The 18955-nt window shown below is 69.1% G+C and carries 21 protein-coding genes; 6 read left to right on the forward strand and 15 right to left on the reverse strand.

Annotated features, from left to right (window positions below; all coding sequences use genetic code 11):
* Positions 1–5 precede the first annotated feature (5 nt).
* Positions 6–845: an AraC family transcriptional regulator gene (locus ACZ50J_RS15290; protein WP_464298011.1), complete on the reverse strand. Its 840-nt coding sequence runs from the start codon at positions 843–845 to the stop codon at positions 6–8.
* Between the two features lie 57 nt (positions 846–902).
* Between ACZ50J_RS15290 and ACZ50J_RS15295 the strand changes: the two genes are divergently transcribed.
* On the forward strand, positions 903–1283 hold the full coding sequence (locus tag ACZ50J_RS15295) for a VOC family protein (RefSeq protein ID WP_464298012.1): 381 nt from the start codon (positions 903–905) through the stop codon (positions 1281–1283).
* Positions 1284–1292: 9 nt separating this feature from the next.
* Here ACZ50J_RS15295 and ACZ50J_RS15300 read toward each other — a convergent pair whose 3' ends face one another.
* Entirely contained in the window at positions 1293–1856 is a 564-nt protein-coding gene (locus ACZ50J_RS15300; protein ID WP_464298013.1) for a helix-turn-helix domain-containing protein, read from the reverse strand.
* 48 nt (positions 1857–1904) lie between these two features.
* Between ACZ50J_RS15300 and ACZ50J_RS15305 the strand changes: the two genes are divergently transcribed.
* Positions 1905–3134, forward strand: coding sequence for a benzoate/H(+) symporter BenE family transporter (locus ACZ50J_RS15305; RefSeq protein WP_464298014.1), 1230 nt, complete (start codon positions 1905–1907; stop codon positions 3132–3134).
* Between the two features lie 29 nt (positions 3135–3163).
* Positions 3164–4138, forward strand: coding sequence for a zinc-binding dehydrogenase (locus tag ACZ50J_RS15310; protein ID WP_464298015.1), 975 nt, complete (start codon positions 3164–3166; stop codon positions 4136–4138).
* 2 nt (positions 4139–4140) lie between these two features.
* Here ACZ50J_RS15310 and ACZ50J_RS15315 read toward each other — a convergent pair whose 3' ends face one another.
* Genes ACZ50J_RS15315 through ACZ50J_RS15330 form a run of 4 tightly spaced genes read right to left on the reverse strand, consistent with a single transcriptional unit; the run spans position 4141 to position 7311 of the window.
* Entirely contained in the window at positions 4141–5064 is a 924-nt protein-coding gene (locus ACZ50J_RS15315; RefSeq protein ID WP_464298016.1) for an RNA polymerase sigma-70 factor, read from the reverse strand.
* Positions 5061–5993 (reverse strand): NAD-dependent epimerase/dehydratase family protein, encoded by a 933-nt coding sequence (locus ACZ50J_RS15320; protein WP_464298017.1) that lies wholly within the window; start codon positions 5991–5993, stop codon positions 5061–5063. The genes ACZ50J_RS15315 and ACZ50J_RS15320 overlap by 4 nt, the downstream gene beginning before the upstream one ends.
* Before the next feature lie 5 nt (positions 5994–5998).
* Positions 5999–6373, reverse strand: coding sequence for a DoxX family protein (locus ACZ50J_RS15325; protein ID WP_464298018.1), 375 nt, complete (start codon positions 6371–6373; stop codon positions 5999–6001).
* On the reverse strand, positions 6370–7311 hold the full coding sequence (locus ACZ50J_RS15330) for an NAD-dependent epimerase/dehydratase family protein (protein ID WP_464298019.1): 942 nt from the start codon (positions 7309–7311) through the stop codon (positions 6370–6372). The genes ACZ50J_RS15325 and ACZ50J_RS15330 overlap by 4 nt, the downstream gene beginning before the upstream one ends.
* 185 nt (positions 7312–7496) lie before the next feature.
* Between ACZ50J_RS15330 and ACZ50J_RS15335 the strand changes: the two genes are divergently transcribed.
* Positions 7497–9008, forward strand: a complete 1512-nt coding sequence (locus ACZ50J_RS15335) for a cytochrome b (RefSeq protein ID WP_464298020.1) — start codon at positions 7497–7499, stop codon at positions 9006–9008.
* A gap of 40 nt (positions 9009–9048) precedes the next feature.
* On the opposite strand, the gene ACZ50J_RS15340 is transcribed toward ACZ50J_RS15335, so the two are convergent.
* The 6 genes from ACZ50J_RS15340 to rimP form a co-directional block, all read right to left on the reverse strand.
* Positions 9049–9267 (reverse strand): hypothetical protein, encoded by a 219-nt coding sequence (locus tag ACZ50J_RS15340; RefSeq protein WP_464298021.1) that lies wholly within the window; start codon positions 9265–9267, stop codon positions 9049–9051.
* Between the two features lie 29 nt (positions 9268–9296).
* Entirely contained in the window at positions 9297–10181 is an 885-nt protein-coding gene (locus tag ACZ50J_RS15345) for a Gfo/Idh/MocA family protein (protein ID WP_464298022.1), read from the reverse strand.
* Between the two features lie 120 nt (positions 10182–10301).
* On the reverse strand, positions 10302–13166 hold the full coding sequence (gene infB / locus ACZ50J_RS15350; RefSeq protein WP_464298023.1) for a translation initiation factor IF-2: 2865 nt from the start codon (positions 13164–13166) through the stop codon (positions 10302–10304).
* 203 nt (positions 13167–13369) lie between these two features.
* Positions 13370–13732 (reverse strand): YlxR family protein, encoded by a 363-nt coding sequence (locus tag ACZ50J_RS15355; protein WP_464298024.1) that lies wholly within the window; start codon positions 13730–13732, stop codon positions 13370–13372.
* Positions 13713–14723 (reverse strand): transcription termination factor NusA, encoded by a 1011-nt coding sequence (gene nusA, locus ACZ50J_RS15360; RefSeq protein ID WP_464298025.1) that lies wholly within the window; start codon positions 14721–14723, stop codon positions 13713–13715. Before nusA ends, ACZ50J_RS15355 begins: the two co-directional genes overlap by 20 nt.
* Positions 14723–15274 (reverse strand): ribosome maturation factor RimP, encoded by a 552-nt coding sequence (gene rimP / locus ACZ50J_RS15365; protein WP_464298026.1) that lies wholly within the window; start codon positions 15272–15274, stop codon positions 14723–14725. Before rimP ends, nusA begins: the two co-directional genes overlap by 1 nt.
* A gap of 150 nt (positions 15275–15424) precedes the next feature.
* Between rimP and ACZ50J_RS15370 the strand changes: the two genes are divergently transcribed.
* Entirely contained in the window at positions 15425–15742 is a 318-nt protein-coding gene (locus ACZ50J_RS15370) for an ArsR/SmtB family transcription factor (RefSeq protein ID WP_464298027.1), read from the forward strand.
* Positions 15739–16152, forward strand: coding sequence for an SRPBCC family protein (locus ACZ50J_RS15375; protein WP_464298028.1), 414 nt, complete (start codon positions 15739–15741; stop codon positions 16150–16152). The genes ACZ50J_RS15370 and ACZ50J_RS15375 overlap by 4 nt, the downstream gene beginning before the upstream one ends.
* A 5-nt stretch (positions 16153–16157) precedes the next feature.
* Here the strand turns inward: ACZ50J_RS15375 and ACZ50J_RS15380 are convergent, their stop codons facing one another.
* The 3 genes from ACZ50J_RS15380 to ACZ50J_RS15390 are packed head-to-tail and all read right to left on the reverse strand — an operon-like array spanning position 16158 to position 18914.
* Positions 16158–17036: an ABC transporter permease gene (locus tag ACZ50J_RS15380; RefSeq protein ID WP_464298029.1), complete on the reverse strand. Its 879-nt coding sequence runs from the start codon at positions 17034–17036 to the stop codon at positions 16158–16160.
* On the reverse strand, positions 17023–17814 hold the full coding sequence (locus tag ACZ50J_RS15385) for an ABC transporter ATP-binding protein (RefSeq protein WP_464298030.1): 792 nt from the start codon (positions 17812–17814) through the stop codon (positions 17023–17025). The genes ACZ50J_RS15380 and ACZ50J_RS15385 overlap by 14 nt, the downstream gene beginning before the upstream one ends.
* Complete coding sequence (locus ACZ50J_RS15390; RefSeq protein WP_464298031.1) at positions 17811–18914, reverse strand: ABC transporter substrate-binding protein; 1104 nt, start codon at positions 18912–18914, stop codon at positions 17811–17813. Before ACZ50J_RS15390 ends, ACZ50J_RS15385 begins: the two co-directional genes overlap by 4 nt.
* Positions 18915–18955: the final 41 nt, after the last annotated feature.

The following is an 18955-nucleotide window of genomic DNA, read 5'->3' on the forward strand; positions in this document are numbered from 1 at the left end:
CAAATCTAGTCTGCGGCGGCGTGGATCCGATCCCGGTAGACGCCGGGTGACTCCCCCACCAACGCGGTGAAATCGCGGCCGAAGTGCGCCTGATCGAACCATCCCAGCTCCGTGGCGAGCTCGGCGAGCGTGTCGTGATCGCCGGCATGGAGCCGCGCGATCGCCGTGTGCACCCGCGCCCGGGCGACCAGCCACTGCGGGCCGACACCGATGTAGTGCCGGCACAGGCGCTGCAGGGACCGCAGCCCCATGCCGCAGCGATCGGCGAGCTCCGCCGCCGACATCGCGGGCGCCGAGTCCTCGAGGATCGCGATGACGGTCGCCAGCGCGTCCAGCTCGGCGCTGCCGGCCAGCGGCTTACCGAGCAGGTAGGCGTCCAGCCGGTCGACGACCTCGGGGTCGTCGGCGGAGAGACCGCTCAGTGCGTCGGCGTCGCCGAAGACCTCGGTGGCCGGGATGACCCGGTCCCGCAAGCCGGTCGCCGCGACCCCGGTCAGGGCGGTCAGCGCGCCCGGTCGGAACTTCACACCGACAACGCCGCCGGACCCGGTGAGCGTCACGTCGAAGCGAGCGCGGCTGACGACACCGGTGATGAACACGCCGGGCGTGCTCGCTCCCGATCGGTGGCTCGTCGCATCCTCGACGGTCAGGTTCGCCTGCGCGACCGGCACCAATGACGAGCGGTATGACGCACCCGCGGGCAGCTGCCACCGAACTGTCCAGTAGTGCTGCACGAACGTGTCCAGTGCCGGATGGCAGGCCGGCCGTGCCAGCGTGGCGTGCTCGGCGAACCGATGCGGATCCAGAATCACGCCATCGGTTGTCGCGATTGTCCTAGGCGCCATACCTCGCAGCCTAGAAGGATGGTCCGACAGCCACATCCGACATTCGAGGAGCCGCAGATGACCGACACCACCAAGCCCGCAGCGAGCATCGGCATGGTGACCATCGACTGCCCCGACGCGGGCGCGATGGCCACCTTCTACGGCGCCGCGCTCGGCTGGGACATCACGGCCCAGGGAGAGGGTTACGCGATGCTGCAGCACGGCGACCAGCGACTCGGCTTCGGCGAGACGCCCGACTACGAGCGCCCGTCCTGGCCAGATCACGGGCACAAGCAGTTCCACCTCGACCTCGCAGCCGAGGACCCCGAGGCCACCGTGGCGCGTTGTGTCGAGTTGGGCGCCACCAAGCCGGAGCAGCAACCGGGCGAGACGTGGACGGTCCTGCTCGACCCGGCGGGTCACCCGTTCTGCGTCACGAACGCGGCCAACTGGGGCTGACCCAGGAGATCAGTCGGCGGGCGGGGTCGTGATCACCAACACGGCCTCGGCCGCGCCCCCGACGGCCGCATAGGAGTGCCGTCGGCTGCTGACCCAGGTGGTGGACTCCCCCGCGTGCACGAGCACCGACCCGGCCGTGCGGACCCGCACGGCTCCGGCCGTGACGACGAGATGTTCGGTCACGGCCCGGCCGTGCGCCGGTGAGGTATGCCGGGCTCCGGCGGGGAAATCGAGACGGAACACCTCGATCGTCGTGCCGTCGGGCCGATGCCGCAGATCGAGCAGCACGGTACGCATGCCGCCGGCAGCGGCTGCCTGTGCACCGCCGGACTCGCCGACCAGGACCGACAACGGCACACCGAGCGGACCGCAGATCGCGTAGAGGGTCTCGATCGTCGGATTGCGGTCCCCCGCCTCGAGCTGCGACAAGGTGGCCTTGCCGATGCCCGCATCTCTGGCCAGCGCCGACAGGCTGATACCGCGGTCCTGGCGAGCCTGGCGGATGCGCGCTCCGACGACCGCCGACGTTCCCCGCTCGCTCACTTCCTGGACGCCCGTCGTACGGCCGAGCATGGCGCGTTAGCGTTCCGTATACAGAACGTTTCGCGAACGGAACAGCACATGCTCGACACTCTACCGACTCAACGGACCAGCCCGGTCACACCCATGATTGCCGGAATCGTCTGCGCACTGGTGGGATTCACCAGCTCGTTCGCGGTCGTGCTCACCGGCCTGCGCGCGGTGGGCGCCAGCCCGGCACAGGCCGCGTCGGGGCTGCTCGCCGTCACGCTGCTGCAGGGGGTCGGGGCGATCGTGCTCGCCACGCGCTTCCGGATCCCCATCACGCTTGCCTGGTCCACCCCGGGCGCGGCACTGCTCGCAGGGTCGGGTGCCGTCTCCGGAGGTTGGGCAGCGGCGACCGGTGCCTTCGCGGTGACCGGCCTGCTGATCGTCGCCGGCGGACTGTGGTCCGGCCTTGCGGACCTGATCGCGCGGATCCCGACGAACATCGCGCAGGCCATGCTGGCCGGCGTGCTGCTTCCGCTGTGCCTGGAGCCGGTCCGCGCTGTCGCCATACATCCGTGGGATGTGCTGCCGGTCATCCTCGTCTGGCTCGTCCTCGTGCGCGTCGCGCCCCGATGGGCCGTGCCCGGCGCCTTCGTCGCTGCCAGCGCCGTGATCGGCATCGAACTCGCCCGCACCGGAACGTCATTCGCCGATCACCGGATGCTGCCCGGCCTCGCGCCCGTCGTACCGCACCTGTCGGTGCAGGCCGTTCTCGGGATCGCCATCCCGCTGTTCATCGTCACGATGGCCTCGCAGAACATCCCGGGGGTCGCCGTCATGCGCGGCTTCGGATACACGGTCCCGTGGCGGCCGAGCATGCTCGTCACCGGCGCCGGCACCGCGCTCGGCGCCCCCGCCGGCGGACACGCGATCAATCTGGCGGCGATCAGTGCCGCGCTCGCGGCCGGTCCGGACGCAGGGCCCGACACCTCCCGACGCTGGCTCGCTGCCGCCTCCAGCGGTGCGACCTACCTGGTGCTCGGATTGTCCTCGGCCGCGCTGACCACCCTGGTCACGCTCGCACCGTCCGGAGTGGTGGAGACGGTCGCGGGGCTCGCCCTGCTCGGCGCACTGGCCGGCGCCATCCAGGGAGCTGTCGGCGAAACCCGTTCTGTCGGCACACGATCCGCCGAGACGACCGCGGCCGTGCTCACCTTGGTCGTTGCGGCATCGGGCACGACCATCGCCGGTGTCGAATCGGCGTTCTGGGCACTGCTGATGGGGCTCACCGCCCGCTGGTGGCTGCTGCGCGAACGTCGACCGGACGACGATCGCGCAGCCTGACGGCGACCCCGGCTCGTAGGGTGGTGGGCATGCTCGCCGCGTATGCCGCCCGACTCGACCGTGACGACCCGCTGTCCGCCCTCGAGGTGGGCGATCGACCGGATCCGGAGGTGCCGGACGGCTGGTCCCGCGTGCACCTGCGTGCGGCGGCGCTGAACCGCCACGATCTATGGTCGCTGCAGGGCGTCGGCCTCGGCGCGGACCGACTGCCGATGATCCTCGGGTGTGACGGCGCCGGTGTCACCGACGACGGCCGCGAGGTCATCCTGCACAGCGTGATCCCCAGTCCCGGCTGGTCCGGCGACGAGACCCTGGATCCGCGCCGGACCCTGCTGTCCGAGTTGTATGACGGAACGCTCGCCGAACAGGTCGTGGTGCCGACCGCCCATCTGGTGCCCAAGCCGGAATCGATGTCCTGGCAGGTGGCGGGGTGCCTGTCGACGGCATGGCTCACGGCATACCGGATGCTCTTCGGCAACGCCGGCGTCTCCCCCGGCGACACCGTGCTGGTGCAGGGCGCCGGCGGCGGCGTCTCCACCGCATTGGTGCAGCTGGGGTCGGCCGCCGGGCTGCGCATGTGGGTCACATCCCGCGACGAGGAGCGCGGCGCGCGTGCGGTGCAACTCGGTGCGGAACGCGCGTTCGCCGACGGCGAGCGGTTGCCCGAGCGGGTGAGCGCCGTCATGGAGTCCGTCGGCGCGGCCACCTGGAGTCATTCGGTGAACTCGCTCCATCCCGGCGGCACCATCGTCATCTGCGGGGCGACGTCCGGCGATGCTCCCGCGAAGGCGGAACTCACCAAGATCTTCTTCAAGCAGCTACGGGTCATCGGCTCGACGATGGGATCGATCGCGGAGTTGCGCCGACTCGTCGATTTCGTTGCCCGCGAAGGAATTTCACCCGTGATCGATCAGGCCCTGCCCCTCGCCGACGCGCGCACGGCGTTCGAACGGCTGGCGGCGGGCGACAGTTTCGGCAAGATCGTCCTGACCACGGACGGCTGAGTTCAGCGCCCGGCGCGGCGGGCGTTGTTCGCTTCCTCGTAAATGGCCCAAGGGTCGGCGACCGGCCCAAGGTGCTCGAGCTTCTCGGGGTTGAGCACCGTGCGGATCGTCTGGATCCGGCCCTCGACGATGTCCAGGGTCCAGGTGTTGAGCACCCGGCCGTCCCGATCCCGGAAGAGGGCGCCGGGCTGCCCGTTCACCTCGTGCAGCTCGACCTGCCCGCCGATCCGGAAGAACCACGGCATCGTCGAGCCGAGCAGCCGGGACACCTTGTCGGCACCGGTGATCGAACGCGCCCATTGCGGCGCCTTGCCGCCGCCGTCGCCGACCATCGCCACGTCCGCGGTGAGCAGGTCCTGCAGGTCCTCGACCTCGCCGTCCCGCAACGCGTCGAAGAAGCGCGCGGCGAGCTGCTCGCGCTCGATGCGGTCCGCCTCGAACCGCGGCCGGCCCTCGTCCATGTGTCGTCGCGCCCGCACTGCGAGCTGACGGCAGGCCGACTCCGACCGGTCGACCGCTGACGCGACCTCCGCGAACCCGAAGCCGAAGACCTCGTGCAGGACGAACACCGCACGCTCCAGCGGGCTGAGCCGCTCCAGCAGCAACAAGGCCGCCATCGACACCGAATCGGCCAGTTCCGCGGCGCGTGCCGGATCGTCATACGGGTCCTCGAGCAGTGGTTCGGGGAACCAGGCACCGACATACTTCTCGCGGCGTACGCGGGCGGACCGCAGCACGTCGATCGAGATACGGGTCACCACCGCTGACAGGAACGCCTTGGTCGACCTCGGCTCCGTCCCGGTGTCCGCGTAGCGCAGCCAGGTCTCCTGGACGGCGTCCTCGGCCTCGCTCACGCTGGCGAGGATCCGGTAGGCGATCGAGAACAGCAGGGGCCGTAGCTCCTCGAACTCCTCGGCCCGTGTCACGCCAGCTCCTCCTTGAATCCCTGCCGCCACGATGCGTACTGCGGCTTCCAGCCCAACTCGGTCCGCGCCTTGGCATTGGAGAAGCCACGACCTTCGGTCATCATCAGCACCGCCACCTGCCCGGCCAGCGGCCGGGCCATCCAGGCGGGAACGTTCATCGGTCGCTTGGCGCCGGCGCACTCGGCCAGGTAGGGCAGCCAATCGCGGGCCGACGCAGGTTCGTCGTCCACCACGTTGAACACGCCACGCACTCGTTGCTCCACCGCCAGCAGCGTAGCCCGGGCGGCATCGTCCAGGTGGAGCCACGAGCAGTGACCTGCGCCGCCACCGACGACCGGGAACTGCCGTTTGCGAACGGGTTCCACCAGGTCCTCCATGGCGCCCGGTCCGTAGAGCCACCCGTACCTGAGCACCGCCCCACCTGCCTTCACGACGGCGTCCTCGACGTGGCCGATCGCCGCCATACCCGGTTCCGCGACGGTTCCGGCCATCGGATCCAGCGGGTCATCCTCCGTCTTGACCCAGCCGCCGGACCGTATGCCGTTCCACGCCCCGTAGCTCTGGGCGACGAAGTGGGAGACACCGGTTGCCTCGGCGGCGGCCAGCAGGTGATCCGTGCCCTCGGTCCGCAGCCGGTTCGTGGTGGCGAACCACCGATCCATGTGCTTCATGTCCGGCTTGCCGGCGTGCGTCACGGAGATGGCGGTCATCTGGTGCACGATCACATCCGGCCGCGCGGCGGCCACGGCCTCGCCGACCGACATCGCGTCCAGACCATCCATCACCAGGCCGACGGCGCCGAGCCCCTCCAGCCGGCCGACCCGGTCCGCACTGGTCGTCGTCGCGGTCACCTGATGACCGCGCGCCACCAGTTGCGGGACCAACCGTCGCCCGAGGACTCCGGTGCCACCTGCCACAAAAACTCTCATTGCCGTCACCATCCCCACGCGAATCGGCCGCTCGCCACGAAGGCGATCACCGCCAGGTACATCAGGTTGACCGCGACATGCCTCCCGTCGCGGAGCCGGAACTCCACGATCGCCGCCCCGATCATGATCAGTCCCAGCCCGACGGCCGCGAGTGGCACCAAGACCGGCGCCACGTCGAGCGCTCCCGGCACTATCAGGCCGACGGCGCCGAGTACCTTTACCGCTCCGAGCGACTTCACGAATCCTCCGCTGAAGTCGTTCACCCACGCTCCCCCCGGAGCTCGCGCGAGTCTCTCCCGAGAGACGAAGAGTTTGGTGCTGCCGGCCACGAGGAAAACGGTCGCCAACAGCCCGGCTGCGATCCAGAGCGCGAGATTCACCGCGGTTCCTCGCTGGTCGGGCACGACAGTCCGTGCGCGAACCCGTCCCGCCAACTGCTCCAGCGGGGTGTCCACGCGAGTTCCGCCTTCGCCTTCGCGTTGGACGATCCGCGCATCGTGGTCATCCAGGACTCGGCCACCTCGCCGGCCGCGAGTCCCACGAGCCAGGCCGGGAGGTGGCGCGGTGGCTTCGCGCCGATGACGTCGGCGAAGTACGGCAGCCATTCCGAGATCGGCGCCGGGTCGTCGTCGACGATGTTGTAGACGCCGTCGCCGTGGTCGAGGGCGGCCACGGCGGCCGATGCGGCGTCGTCGACGTGACACCACGACCAGATCCCCGCACCGTCGCCACCGACGGGCATCTTGCGGGCCCGCACCGTCTCGATCATCGGGTCGGATGCGCCTGGGCCGTAAAGGAACCCGTAACGCACGGCCACCCCACCGATGTCCGTGACGGACCGCTCCAGGTGCGCGATCGCACCGGAGGTGAGGGTCTGGTGTCTCAGTGGGTGTGGGTCGAGGCCGTCTGCCTCCGACTTGATCGGGCCACCCGTGCGGGCGTTGGTCCACCCGGTGAAACTCTGTGCGACGAACCGGGACACCCCGGCTGCCCGCGCCGCGTCGATCAGATTGTCGAGGCCCTCGGTCCGCAACCGGTTCGTCATGGCGAACGTCCGGTCGAACTTGCGCAGGTCGCCCATGTCGGCCAGCGCGGTCATCTGGTGGATGATCGCATCCGGCGCAGCCTGGGCCACGGCCTCGCCGACCGCCGTACCGTCCAATCCGTCCAGCACCACCGGTGTCGCACCCATGGTTCGCACCAGGTCGGTCTTGCCGGATGTTCGGGTACTGGCCACCACTTCGTGCCCGGCCGCGACCAACTGCGGCACGAGACGGCGCCCCACCGCGCCGGTGGCGCCCGCGACGAAAACTCGCATCTCCGTGTACTCCTCGTTCGTGGCTGTTTCCCCTTGAGACGAACCGTCCACCCGGTCTGTGACATCCGTTGCCGCAACACCCCGGTCCAGGTCTCGCGCGCAGATGTCCGCGCAGATGTCACAGACCGGCTGCGCGGTGCGTCTTGGGGTTAGTCGGCTGTTGGCGTCGACCGAGGAGGCACCGGATGACTCACACCGTGGAGCGCAGCGACCAGATCACCGATCGGATCGGCGCGTGGCTGGATCGGCGAACACTGTTGCGGGACCTGCGAACACGCGCATCGACGGACCGATGGTTGCGGCATCTGCGGTTGATCGCGCTGGCGAGTCTCGTGGTCTGCGTCCTCACCGGCGTGCTTCTGCTCGCCTTCTACCGACCGTCGGCTGCGACGGTCCGGTATGACGGCTCGTACGCACCGCTACGCGGCGTACCCATGTCGCGCGCACTCGACTCGACGCTGCACACGTCGTTCGACGTCCGGGGCGGGTTGCTGGTGCGCCAACTGCACAACTGGAGCGCGTCGCTGTTGATCGTCAGCCTGCTGCTGCAGGTCCTGCGGGTGTTCTTCACCGCGAGCTTCCGCGGCGCTCAGCGGTCACGGTGGGTGCTGCTGTTCCTCGTGCTCGTCATCGCCATGGGTGAGGGACTCACCGGTACCGTGTTGCCGTTCGACCTGCTGTCGGCCAGCAGCCTCGCGGTGCTCAACGGAATCCTGCAGGCGATGCCGTTCGTCGGCACGGATCTGTCGGCTCTCGTGTTCCGCGGCCAGTTCCCCGGCGGCGGCATCGTCGTGTTCTACGTCCTCCACGTCGCGGTGCTTCCGCTGACCCTCATCGGCCTTGCCGCGATCGCGTTTCGGGCGCGGCGCCGAGGCATCGCCCCGAACCGGAGAACGCGAGTCACCCGCACACCCGCGACAGCAGTCCATGCGATCGGCATCCTGTTCGTCGTCGGCGGCGTACTGGCGGCCGCAGCCGCGTTCGTGACGACCAATCCGGTCTGGGCGCTGGGTCCCGCCGACCCGGAGAACGCGACCGCCGGTTCCGGTGCGACGTGGTACCTGGCATTCCTCGACGGCGCCCAGCGACTGGTGCCGTCAGGGTGGGAGTTCGTGTGGCTGGGGCGCACCTGGACCCTCGGGCTGCTCGTCCCCGTCGGCGTGTGCACCCTCTTCCTGGCACTGGTGATCGCGTATCCGTTCCTGGAGACCTGGCTGCTCGGGGATCTGAGTGCTCGTCCCGTTGCCGAGCGGTCCCGTCATACCCCGACCCACACGGCGATCGGTGCCGCAGGCATCGCGTTCTACGGAGTGTTGTGGGCCGCGGCCGGGTCCGACCAACTCGCCATGAAGCTGTCCCTCAGCCTCGAGGACGTCGTGCACGTCCTACAGCTCGCCCTGGTGCTCGCACCTGTGGCGGCGTTCATGATCACTCGGCGGGTCTGTCTCGGTCTGCAGCACCGCGACGCCGTGACCGCCGTGCACGGTCACGAGACCGGCCGCCTCGTGCGTCTGCCGTCCGGCGGATTCCGCGAGGTGCATCGTCCCGTCGATGCACAGGAGCGTCGGTTGCGGCTCCCCCGGACATCGGCCAACACCCTTGTCGCACAACCTGATCCGGTTCGTCCGGATCATCGCCACGGACGGATACGGGCCGGACTGCTCCGGTGGTACGACCGGGACGACGCACAACCCTGACGGTACGTCCACCGATTCCGTCCCCGTCCGGGGAGGCCGGTCAGATCATCCCGGAGTCACGATGCTCGGCCGCCTGCTGTCGGATCTGCGGGGTGAGTGCGGCCTCGGGCACCCGGCTCGTCATCTCCCATTTCCGGTGGACCGGACAGCGTTGAAACCGCTTGGGACCCAACCGGATCGCCTTGAAGGATGCCAACGGGATCCATTTGGTCTCGTAGAAGGCACCACCGGAACACTGCACGATCTCCCAATCCGCCATGCCCCCATGCAAACACAGTCGGCGGACCGTCATCGCCCGACCGGTCGACCCAGCTGGTCCGCGGCTGCTGCAAGCGCCTCGACGACCTGGACGCCGAGGTCGAGCCCGAGCGCATGGTCGGTGCCGGTGGAGACGACAGCCGCGAGTTCGTCCGCCGCGGTGGCCAGCGCCGTCGTCGCAGGAGTGGTTGCCACCGGCGCCACACTCACGCCGGAGTCGCCCCACATTCGCATCCCCCAGGTGTATGCCGCGGGCGGCGCCCAGAGCGCCAGACTCGCGGTGCTCACCGCGTCGGAGTCGTGCGTCAGAGTGAGGTGTACGGCGTCGCCCATTCCTGGCTGTGCCACAACGCTTCGCACCGCGCCGAGCGCCGGGATCAGTGTCGCCAGCAGGTGCGGACCGAGATCCCACAGCGCACCCTCGCGCTGCCGCCACGGGGAGTCCTTGTACGGACTCTCGGGTCGCTGGTTCGCGACGATCCACTCCGTCCAGGAACCCCGCCAACCGTCCACGGCCGCCAATTCGTCCAGCCAGGAACGGGTTTCGGGTGTGTAGCGAGCGGTGAAGAACACCACCGACCGGCACCCGGATGCCCGGGCGGTGTCGCGCAGTTCCCGTGCCGTGCTCGCATCCAGCGCGACCGGCTTGTCGAGCAGCAGGTGTTTGCCGGCCCGCGCCGCCTCGATCGCCAGCGGCGCCTGCACGTCCGGCGGCACGGCATACGTCACGGCGTCGACGGCATCAAGCAGCGCCGTGTGGCTGCAGAATGCTTCGACCCCAAGGGCTTTCGCGACGTCCGCAGTCTTGGCGGCGTCCCTGCCCCACACGCCGACCAGCTCGTTGTTCGATGCCTGTATGCCGGGCCCGTGCGTCATACGGGCCCAGTAGCCGGTGCCGACCATTCCGAATCGCATGCGCCCAGCCTCTCAGAGACGACACCCACCCGAACGCGAATGACGGCTCCCTCGCCGAGTGACGGCGATATTGCACCGTCACTCGTCGAAGAAGCCGTCATTCAGGCCCTACGACTGGGTTTAGTCGCGGGGCTTCTCGCGCATCTCGTAGGTCGCGATGAGGTCACCCAACTGCAGGTCGTTGTACGAACCGAGGTTGATACCGCACTCGAAGCCCTCACGGACCTCGGTGACGTCATCCTTGAAGCGCCGCAGACCGGCGACCTCGACGTTCTCGGAGACTACCTTGCCATCGCGGGTGATCCGCGCCTTCGAACCGCGCTTGATCTCGCCGGAGCGGACGATCGAACCGGCGATGTTGCCGAACTTGCTGGAGCGGAAGATCTCGCGGATCTCGGCCGTGCCGAGCTCGACCTCTTCGTACTCCGGCTTGAGCATGCCCTTCAGCGCCTGCTCGATCTCCTCGATGGCCTGGTAGATCACCGGGTAGTAGCGGATCTCGACGCCTTCCTTGTCGGCGTACTCGGCGTTCTGACCCTCGGCTCGCACGTTGAAGCCGATGATCACCGCTTCCGAGGCGACCGCAAGGTTGATGTTGTTCATCGTGATCGCGCCGACGCCGCGGTCGATGATCCGCAGGTCCACGCCGTCGCCGACGTCGATCTGCAGCAACGCGTCCTCCAGCGCCTCGACCGAACCGGACACGTCACCCTTGAGGATGAGGTTGAGGGTCTCGATCTTGCCGGCCTCGAGCTGCTCGTTGAGGTCCTCCAGGCTGATCCGCTTGCGGACCTTCGCCAGCGCGGCCTGCCGGTCGGCAGCCTCGCGCTTCTCGGCGATCTGCCGGGCGGTGCGGTCGTCCGGGGCCACCACGAAGGTGTCACCCGCACGCGGCACCGAGGCCAGACCGGTCACCTGCACCGGACGCGACGGGGTCGCCTCCTGCACGTTGTTGCCGTGCTCGTCGAGCATCGCGCGAACACGACCGTGCGCGGTGCCGGCGACGATGCCGTCACCGACGCGCAGGGTGCCCTGCTGGACCAGAACCGTCGCCACCGCACCGCGGCCGCGGTCCAGGTTGGCCTCGATCGCGACACCCTGGGCATCACGGTCGGGGTTGGCGCGCAGATCGAGCGCGGCGTCCGCGGTCAGCAGCACCGCCTCGAGCAGGCCGTCGATGTTCTTGCCCTGCTTGGCCGAGACCTCGACGAACATCGTGTCGCCGCCGTACTCCTCGGCGATCAGGTTGTACTCGGTCAGCTGCTGGCGAACCTTGTCCGGGTTGGCCCCGTCGACGTCGATCTTGTTGACCGCGACGACGATAGGCAGATCGGCGGCCTGCGCGTGGTTGAGCGCCTCCACCGTCTGCGGCATGACGCCGTCGTCGGCTGCGACGACCAGGATCGCGATGTCGGTGACCTTCGCACCACGAGCACGCATGGCGGTGAACGCCTCGTGACCCGGGGTGTCGATGAAGGTGATCGCGCGATCCTCGCCCTCGTGCTCGACGTGGACCTGGTAGGCACCGATGTGCTGGGTGATGCCGCCCGCTTCGCCGGACTGCACGTCGGCGTGACGGACCGCGTCCAACAGGCGGGTCTTACCGTGGTCGACGTGACCCATGACGGTCACGACCGGCGGACGGGGCTTGAGGTTCTCCTCGTCCTCCACGGCCTCGAGGTCGATGTTGAAGGAGTCGAAGAGCTCCTTCTCCTCCTCCTCCGGCGACACGATCTGGATGTCGTAGCCCAGCTCCGAGCCGAGCAGCGCGAACGTGTCCTCGTCCAGCGACTGCGTGGCGGTGGCCATCTCACCGAGGTGGATGAGCACGGTCACCAGCGAGCCGGGGTTGGCGTCGATGCGGTCGGCGAAGTCGGTCAGCGACGCACCGCGCCGCATTCGGATGACGGTCGAACCGTCGCCGCGGGGAACAGTCACACCGCCGACGGACGGCGCCTGCATCTGCTCGAACTCCTGGCGCTTCGCGCGCTTGGACTTGCGACCGCGGACCTTTCCGCCGCCTCGACCGAACGCACCGGCAGTGCCACCACGGGCCGGTCCGCGACCGCCGGGGCGTCCGCCGAAACCGCCACCACCGCGGGGGCCACCACCACCGGGGCCGCCGCCGGGGCCGCCACGGCCACGGGCCGGACGCTCACCGGGTCGGACCGCAGCGCGGTCGGGCATCATGCCCGGGTTGGGACGCGCACCACCGGCACCGGCACCGCCGGGACGGGGCGCACCAGCGGGACGAGGGGCACCCGGTCGGGGGCCTGCCGCACCACCGGCGCCGCCTCGGCCGGAGGCCGGGCGCGGCATACCTTGGCTGGACGCGAACGGGTTGTTGCCCGGACGTGCCGGACCACCGCTGTTGCCACCAGCGGAGCGCATGCCCTGGTTGGAGGAGAACGGGTTGTTACCCGGACGCGGTGCGCCCGGACGCGGCGAGCCGCCACGGTTGCCACCGGGGCGCGGGGCGCCCTGCTGGCGCTCGGGGCGCGGACCTGGTGCAGCCGGGCGCGGACCCGCATTGCGAGCGGCCGGAGCAGCAGGAGCGCTCGGTGCCGACTTCGGTGCGGGCGCAGCCGCCTTCTCGGCGGCCGGCTTCGGAGTCGCCGGTGCCGGCGCCTGGGGTGCTTCGGCAGCCGGCGTCGGACGCGCAGCCTTCGGACCGGGCTTGGGACCCGGCTGCGGCGCAGCCTTGGGGCCGGGCGTCGCGGGTGCGGGCGTCGTCGTTGTCGAGGTGGACTTCTCGGCGGTCGGGGGCTTGGGAGCCGCCTTCTTCGCCGGAGCCTTCTGTTCCGTGTCTCCAGCGCCGGACTGGGCGCCGGCCGGAGGGTTTTCCTTGATCTTGCGGACCACCGGAGCCTCGATGGTCGAGCTCGCCGTCTTGACGAACTCGCCCTGCTCCTTCAGGTAGGACAGCAGATCCTTGCTTGGCATTCCGAGCTCTTTCGCGAGCTCGTGAACCCGAACCTTAGCCACACTTCTCCTTGTCGGATTGCGGCGGTCCAGGTTGGCCGGCCAAGTCAGCCGGGCAGCACGAACCGCCAGTTTGGGTGCTTCATCGCTGAGTACTCATCGGGTGCTCATCAGCGTCAAAACCCGCCTTCGGTTGTTGTTGCCGGCGCGGACGTCGCCGTCCACGCGTCACAGTTCACTCGTCATACCGGTCTGTATGACGGGCATCATCGCCCGGCGATCCAGTCCCGGACGTGCGTCGGGTCCACCCCTTGGGTGATCCGCAACGCGCGGGGAAAGGCTCGCCGCTGGACCGCCTGCTCCAGGCACTCCAGCCGGGGGTGCAACCAGGCCCCTCGGCCCGGCAGCCGGCCCCGCTCATCAGGGACGAGCACCGCAACATCACGTTGCGCCGCGTCATTCCCGACGAGTGCGACCACCCGCAGCAATACCGACCGTTCGTCGCGAGTCCGGCACCCCACACACGTTCGCAACCCGGCATGCCGGGTCGGTGAAGTGGGTGGTGTGCGGTGGGCTCGCGTCCGACCGCTCACGACCAGCCTACCGCAGTCAGTCGGTTGCCCCGGCATCGCCGGGGGCGGCGGTGTCCGGTCGGATGTCGATCCGCCAGCCGGTCAGCTTCGCGGCGAGGCGGGCGTTCTGGCCCTCCTTGCCGATCGCCAGGCTCAGCTGGAAGTCCGGGACGACGACGCGTGCCGAGCGCGCGCGATCGTCGATGATGTCGACCGACTCCACCCGGGACGGCGACAACGCCGCAGCGATGAACACCGCGGGGTCGGCGGAATAGTCGACGATGTCGATCTTCTCGCCGCGCAACTCGGTCATGACCGCTCGCACCCGCGAGCCCATCGGACCGATGCACGCGCCCTTGGCGTTGACGCCCTGCTGCTTGCCGTGCACCGCGATCTTGCTGCGGTGGCCGGCCTCGCGGGCCAGCGCGGAGATCTCGACGGTGCCATCGGCGATCTCCGGGACCTCCAGCGCGAACAGCTTGCGGACCAGGTTGGGGTGCTTGCGGGAGAGCAGGATCTGCGGGCCCTTCGGACCACGCTTGACGCTCACGACATACGCACGGAGTCGCTCGCCGTGGACGTATCGCTCGCCGGGGACCTGCTCGGCCGAGGGCAGCAGACCCTCGACGGTGCCGAAGTCGACGTGCACGGCGTGCGGATCGCTGGACTGCTGGATCACGCCGGCGACAACGTCGCCCTCGCGGCCGCGGAAGTCACCGAGGATCGCCTCGTCCTCGACATCGCGCATGCGCTGCACGATCACCTGGCGTGCGGTGGCGGCCGCCACGCGACCGAAGTCGCTGGGCGTGTCGTCGAACTCCGGACCCGGCTCGCCGCGGTTGCCCTCCTCGTCGACCGGCGCGTCCTCCCGCGCCCACACCACGACGTGGCCGGACTTACGGTCCAGCTCGACGCGGGCGTTGCGGTAGGTGCCGTCCTCCCGGTGGTATGCCGTCAGCAGTGCCTGCTCGATCGCGGGGACGATCACGTCCATCGGGATGTCCCGCTCGCGCTCCAGCGCCCGCAACGCGGCCATGTCGATGTCCATCAGTGGTCGTCTCCTTCTGAGTCGCTGCTGCGGTTGAACTCGACCTGCACTGCGCCGCGCAGGCCGTCGTCATACGAAAAGGACTGCTCGGTGGTCGCGCCCTTGGCGCCCGGGACCTCGAGCGTGAATCCGGACTCGTCGGCGCGGGTGATCCGGCCGGTCACGGCGGGCGACTCCGGGACGGTCAGCTCGATCAGTCGGCCGACGTTGCGCCGGAAGTGGCGCGGCAGGGTGAGCGGACGGTCGGTGCCGGGTGAACTCACCTCGAGGACGTAGGCCTGCTCCCCCATGGCGTCGGTCTCGTCCAGCCGCTCGCTGACCACTCGGGTGGCCGCCGCGACCTGATCCAGGTCCAGCGGAGGTATGACGGCGGTCGGGTCGCTCGCGGCGTCGTCGCCGGACGGAATGTCCCGGTCGACCAGAACGCGCACCAGCCGCCGTTTGCCTGCAGGCATGACGGTGATGTCCTCGACTACGAGATCCAGCGGGGCGAGGACCTCGGCGAGGTCTGCGGAGATACGTTCCGTCCGGGCGGATGGGTTCTCGCTCATCACTGACGCGCTCCTGCTGTTCTCGAGTGGAGTGCTCAGCCTACAGGGCGTCAGGTGCTGGCCCGGGCGGGCGCGACACGCGGTCGTCGCGTCCATCCCGGCGACCTGCAGGGGTTGCCGGCTCGATCAACGTCAGGAATACTGAACCAAATGGTTCAGCATACGGCGGAGGTCTTCGCGGCTCTCGGGCACCCCACCCGGATGCGGGTCGTCACCGAGTGCTGCGGTGCTCCGCGATCCACCTCCCAACTACAGGCCGCCTGCGCTCCGATCACGCTGACCGGGATGCGCAAGCACCTGCAGGTCCTGGAGGACGCCGGCTTGGTACGTCGACGCAAGGTCGGCCGCACCGTCTGGTGCTCGGTCGCCCCGGAGGCGATCGACGACGCGTCCGACTGGCTGCGCGACCTGCGCGCGTTCTGGACGACTCAGCTCGATTCCCTCGCAACCACCTTGGAGCAGCAATGACCGACTTCTCCCTGCAACGCCACGTCCACGCCCCGATCGAGTCGGTATGGCGGGCCTGGACCACCCGGGAGGGCATCGCGACCTGGTGGTGGCCGCAATTGCCCGACACGTCATACGAGATGGAGGCGCGGGTCGGCGGGCGCTATCGCTTCGAGTCGAAGGCGGCCGGCATCGGCGTGCGGGGCGAGTTCACGACCGTCGACGAACCGCACGTGCTCGAGTTGACCTGGTGGTGGATCGGTGGCGACGAACCGAACCTTCCCGATCACGTGCGGGTCGAGTTGCGGCCCGACGGCGACGGCACGTCGGTCACGGTGATCCATCGGGTGAGCCGGCCCGGTGACTCCGGCGACGGGCTCCGGCAGGGCTGGAGCGACGTGCTGGACCGCCTCGCCCTGCTGGAGGGCTAGCTCGGTCAGACGCCGGTGGGCGTCAGACCGCGGTCGCGCAGCACCTTGCGTTCGATCGGGGCGAAGACACCGAGCTCGACCACGATGCCGACGAGGAGGATCAGGATCATCGCGGTGATGACAGTGGGCATGTCGTTGATGTCCCGGCCGTTCTCCATCACCTGGCCGAGACCGACGCCGAGCTTCGGGCTGTTGACGATCAGTTCCGCCGCCATCAGCGAGCGCCAGGAGAACGCCCACCCCTGTTTGAGGCCGGTCAGGTACGTCGGCAGGGCGGCCGGCACCAGCACATGGCGCACCAGTGAGAGACCACGCGCGCCCAGGACCGTGCCGGCGCGGCGCAGCAGCGGCGGCGTCTGGTCCAGTCCACCGATCAGCCCGTTGGCGATGGACGGGACCGCGCCGAGCAGGACCACCATGTAGAGCGCCGACGGGTTCAACCCGAGCAGCAGCACCGCGAACGGCACCCAGGCCACGGACGGCATGGACTGCAGCGCGGACAGGATCGGACGGAATCCCTTGCGCAAGAACGAGATCTGGCTGATGAGCAGGCCGAGCGCGGTGCCGAGCACCAGCGCGATCAGGAAGCCGAACACGCCGCGCCGCAGGCTCGTCCAGGTGGCATCCCACGCGCTGCCATCGGTGACCATCCGCCACAGCTCGTGCCCGACGGTCGATGGTGACGGTATGACGTACTCCGGCTTGATCGCCGAGGCCCAGACCGCCTGCCAGATCGCGACGAACGCGGCGACCACGACGATCGGGGCGATGATCGCGACCTTGTCGACCCGTCGGCGTTCCGGGCGCTTCTCCTCGAGCGCATCGAGGCCGTCGCTGATGCGCGCGAAGTCGTCCGTCGTCCGTTCGTCCTCACGCACCGGCATGGCGGCTGATCTCCGTTCGTAGTGAGCCGGTGATCTCGGCGGCGAGTTCCATCACGGACACGTCCTCCAGCGATCGCGAGGTGGGCAGGTCGACGTCCCACGTGCGCAACACGCGGCCCGGCCGGGAGGAGAGCAGTACGACGCGCTGCCCCAGCCGGACCGCCTCGCGAACGTTGTGCGTCACGAACACGACGCTCAGGTCCGTGGTCCGCCAGAGTTGCGTCAGTTCCTCGTGCAACACGTCACGCGTGATGGCATCGAGCGCCGCGAACGGCTCATCCATCAAGAGCAGCCTCGACCCCTGGGCGAGACTGCGAGCCAACGCGATGCGCTGTCGTTGACCGCCGGACAGCTCATGCACCCGACGGTCTCCGGCTGCACCGAGCCGCACCAGCTCCAGGAGTTCGGTGGCGCGCGTACCCCGCTGGGACGCCGGCACCTTGCCCAGCTTGAGCGCGAGCTCGATGTTGCCGCGGGCGGTCAGCCAGGGAAAGAGCGCCGCCTCCTGGAACATCAGTGCCGGGCGTTCGGTGGTGCGGATAGTGCCGGACGTCGGCGTGTCCAGACCCGCGATCAGTTGCAACAGGGTCGACTTGCCACACCCGGACGCGCCGATCACCGTGACGAACTCGCCGGGCGCGACGGTCAGATCGACACCGTCAAGGGCGGTGACGACATTGTCCCGCTGGCGGAACTCCTTGCGAACGCCGCGGACCTCGACCCGTGCTTCCGAGGACTCGGCAACGTCCGGCCGATCGGCGATGAGCGTGCTGGTCATTTCGACTCCTGCCCCAAACCTGCATCCGAAACCTGCTGCAACCCTTGCTGTTTCAGCACGCTGTTGAGGATCGACAGGTCATAGATCCCCTTGAGGTCGGTCTTCTTCAGCAGCCCGATGGATTCGGCGTGCTGCGCCGAAGCGCTCAAGGTCGCGGCATACGGGTCCCAGCCCGGGGTGAGGTTCTTCAGCGATGCCGCCGTGACTCCGGCCGGGAGGGCCTTGCCGTTGAGTTTGGTGAGCGCGGCGTCGATCTGCTTCGCCGAGCCGGTCGGATCCTTGGTGATCCGTTGCGCAGTCTTGATCTGCGCGGTGATCAGCGCCTTGATCGTCTGCGGATGTTCGTGGAGGAACTTCGTCGAGACGAGCAGGTTCGTCGTGACGAACTGCCCGTGCGGCCAGCGGGTCTTCTCGTTGACGAGGACCTTGCCGCCGCCCTGCTTCACCAGGCGGGTCGCCCACGGCTCCGGGAGCCACGCACCGTCGATCCCGCCCTGCTGGAACAGTTGGAGACTCTGCGCGTTGTCCTGCGCGATGACGTTGACGTTCTTCGCGCCGCCCTTGCCGTTGACGCCGAAGCCCTTCTGCTTCAGGAAGTACTTCAGGGCGACGTCCTGCGTGTTGGCCAATTGCGGTGTGGCCAGTGTCTTTCCGGCAAGTTGAGAAACCGACGTGATGGACGGCTTCACCACGAGCGCGGCCCCGCCGGAGGCCCCTCCTGCAACCAGGCGCACGTCCTTCCCGCCGGTCTTGGCGAAGGCGTTGATCGCCGGGCTCGGTCCGAGGTAGACGGCGTCCACCGAGCCACCGAGCAGGGCCTCGGTCGCCGCAGGGCCGGCGTTGAACGTCTGCGTCGACAGCTTGGTCTTGCCGAGTTCCTTGGCGAACTCGCCGTCGGCGACGCCGAGCACCGGGACCGCGTGGGTGACGTTCGGGAAATAGCCGAGGCGCAACTCCGTGGCCGGCGTGCCGGCACTGCTCGTCGCGGCTCCGGTGTTCTCGGTGGCGTCCGCTCGTCGGGAGCAGCCGCTGAGCGACGCGATCGCGAGCGCAGCGATGACGGGCACGGTGAGCACACTCACCTTGCGGGTGGGTTTCATGGGAGAAGTCCTTGTGTTCGAAGAAGATTCAGCCGTCCAGA

The organism is Flexivirga sp. G2 (assembly GCF_055397625.1).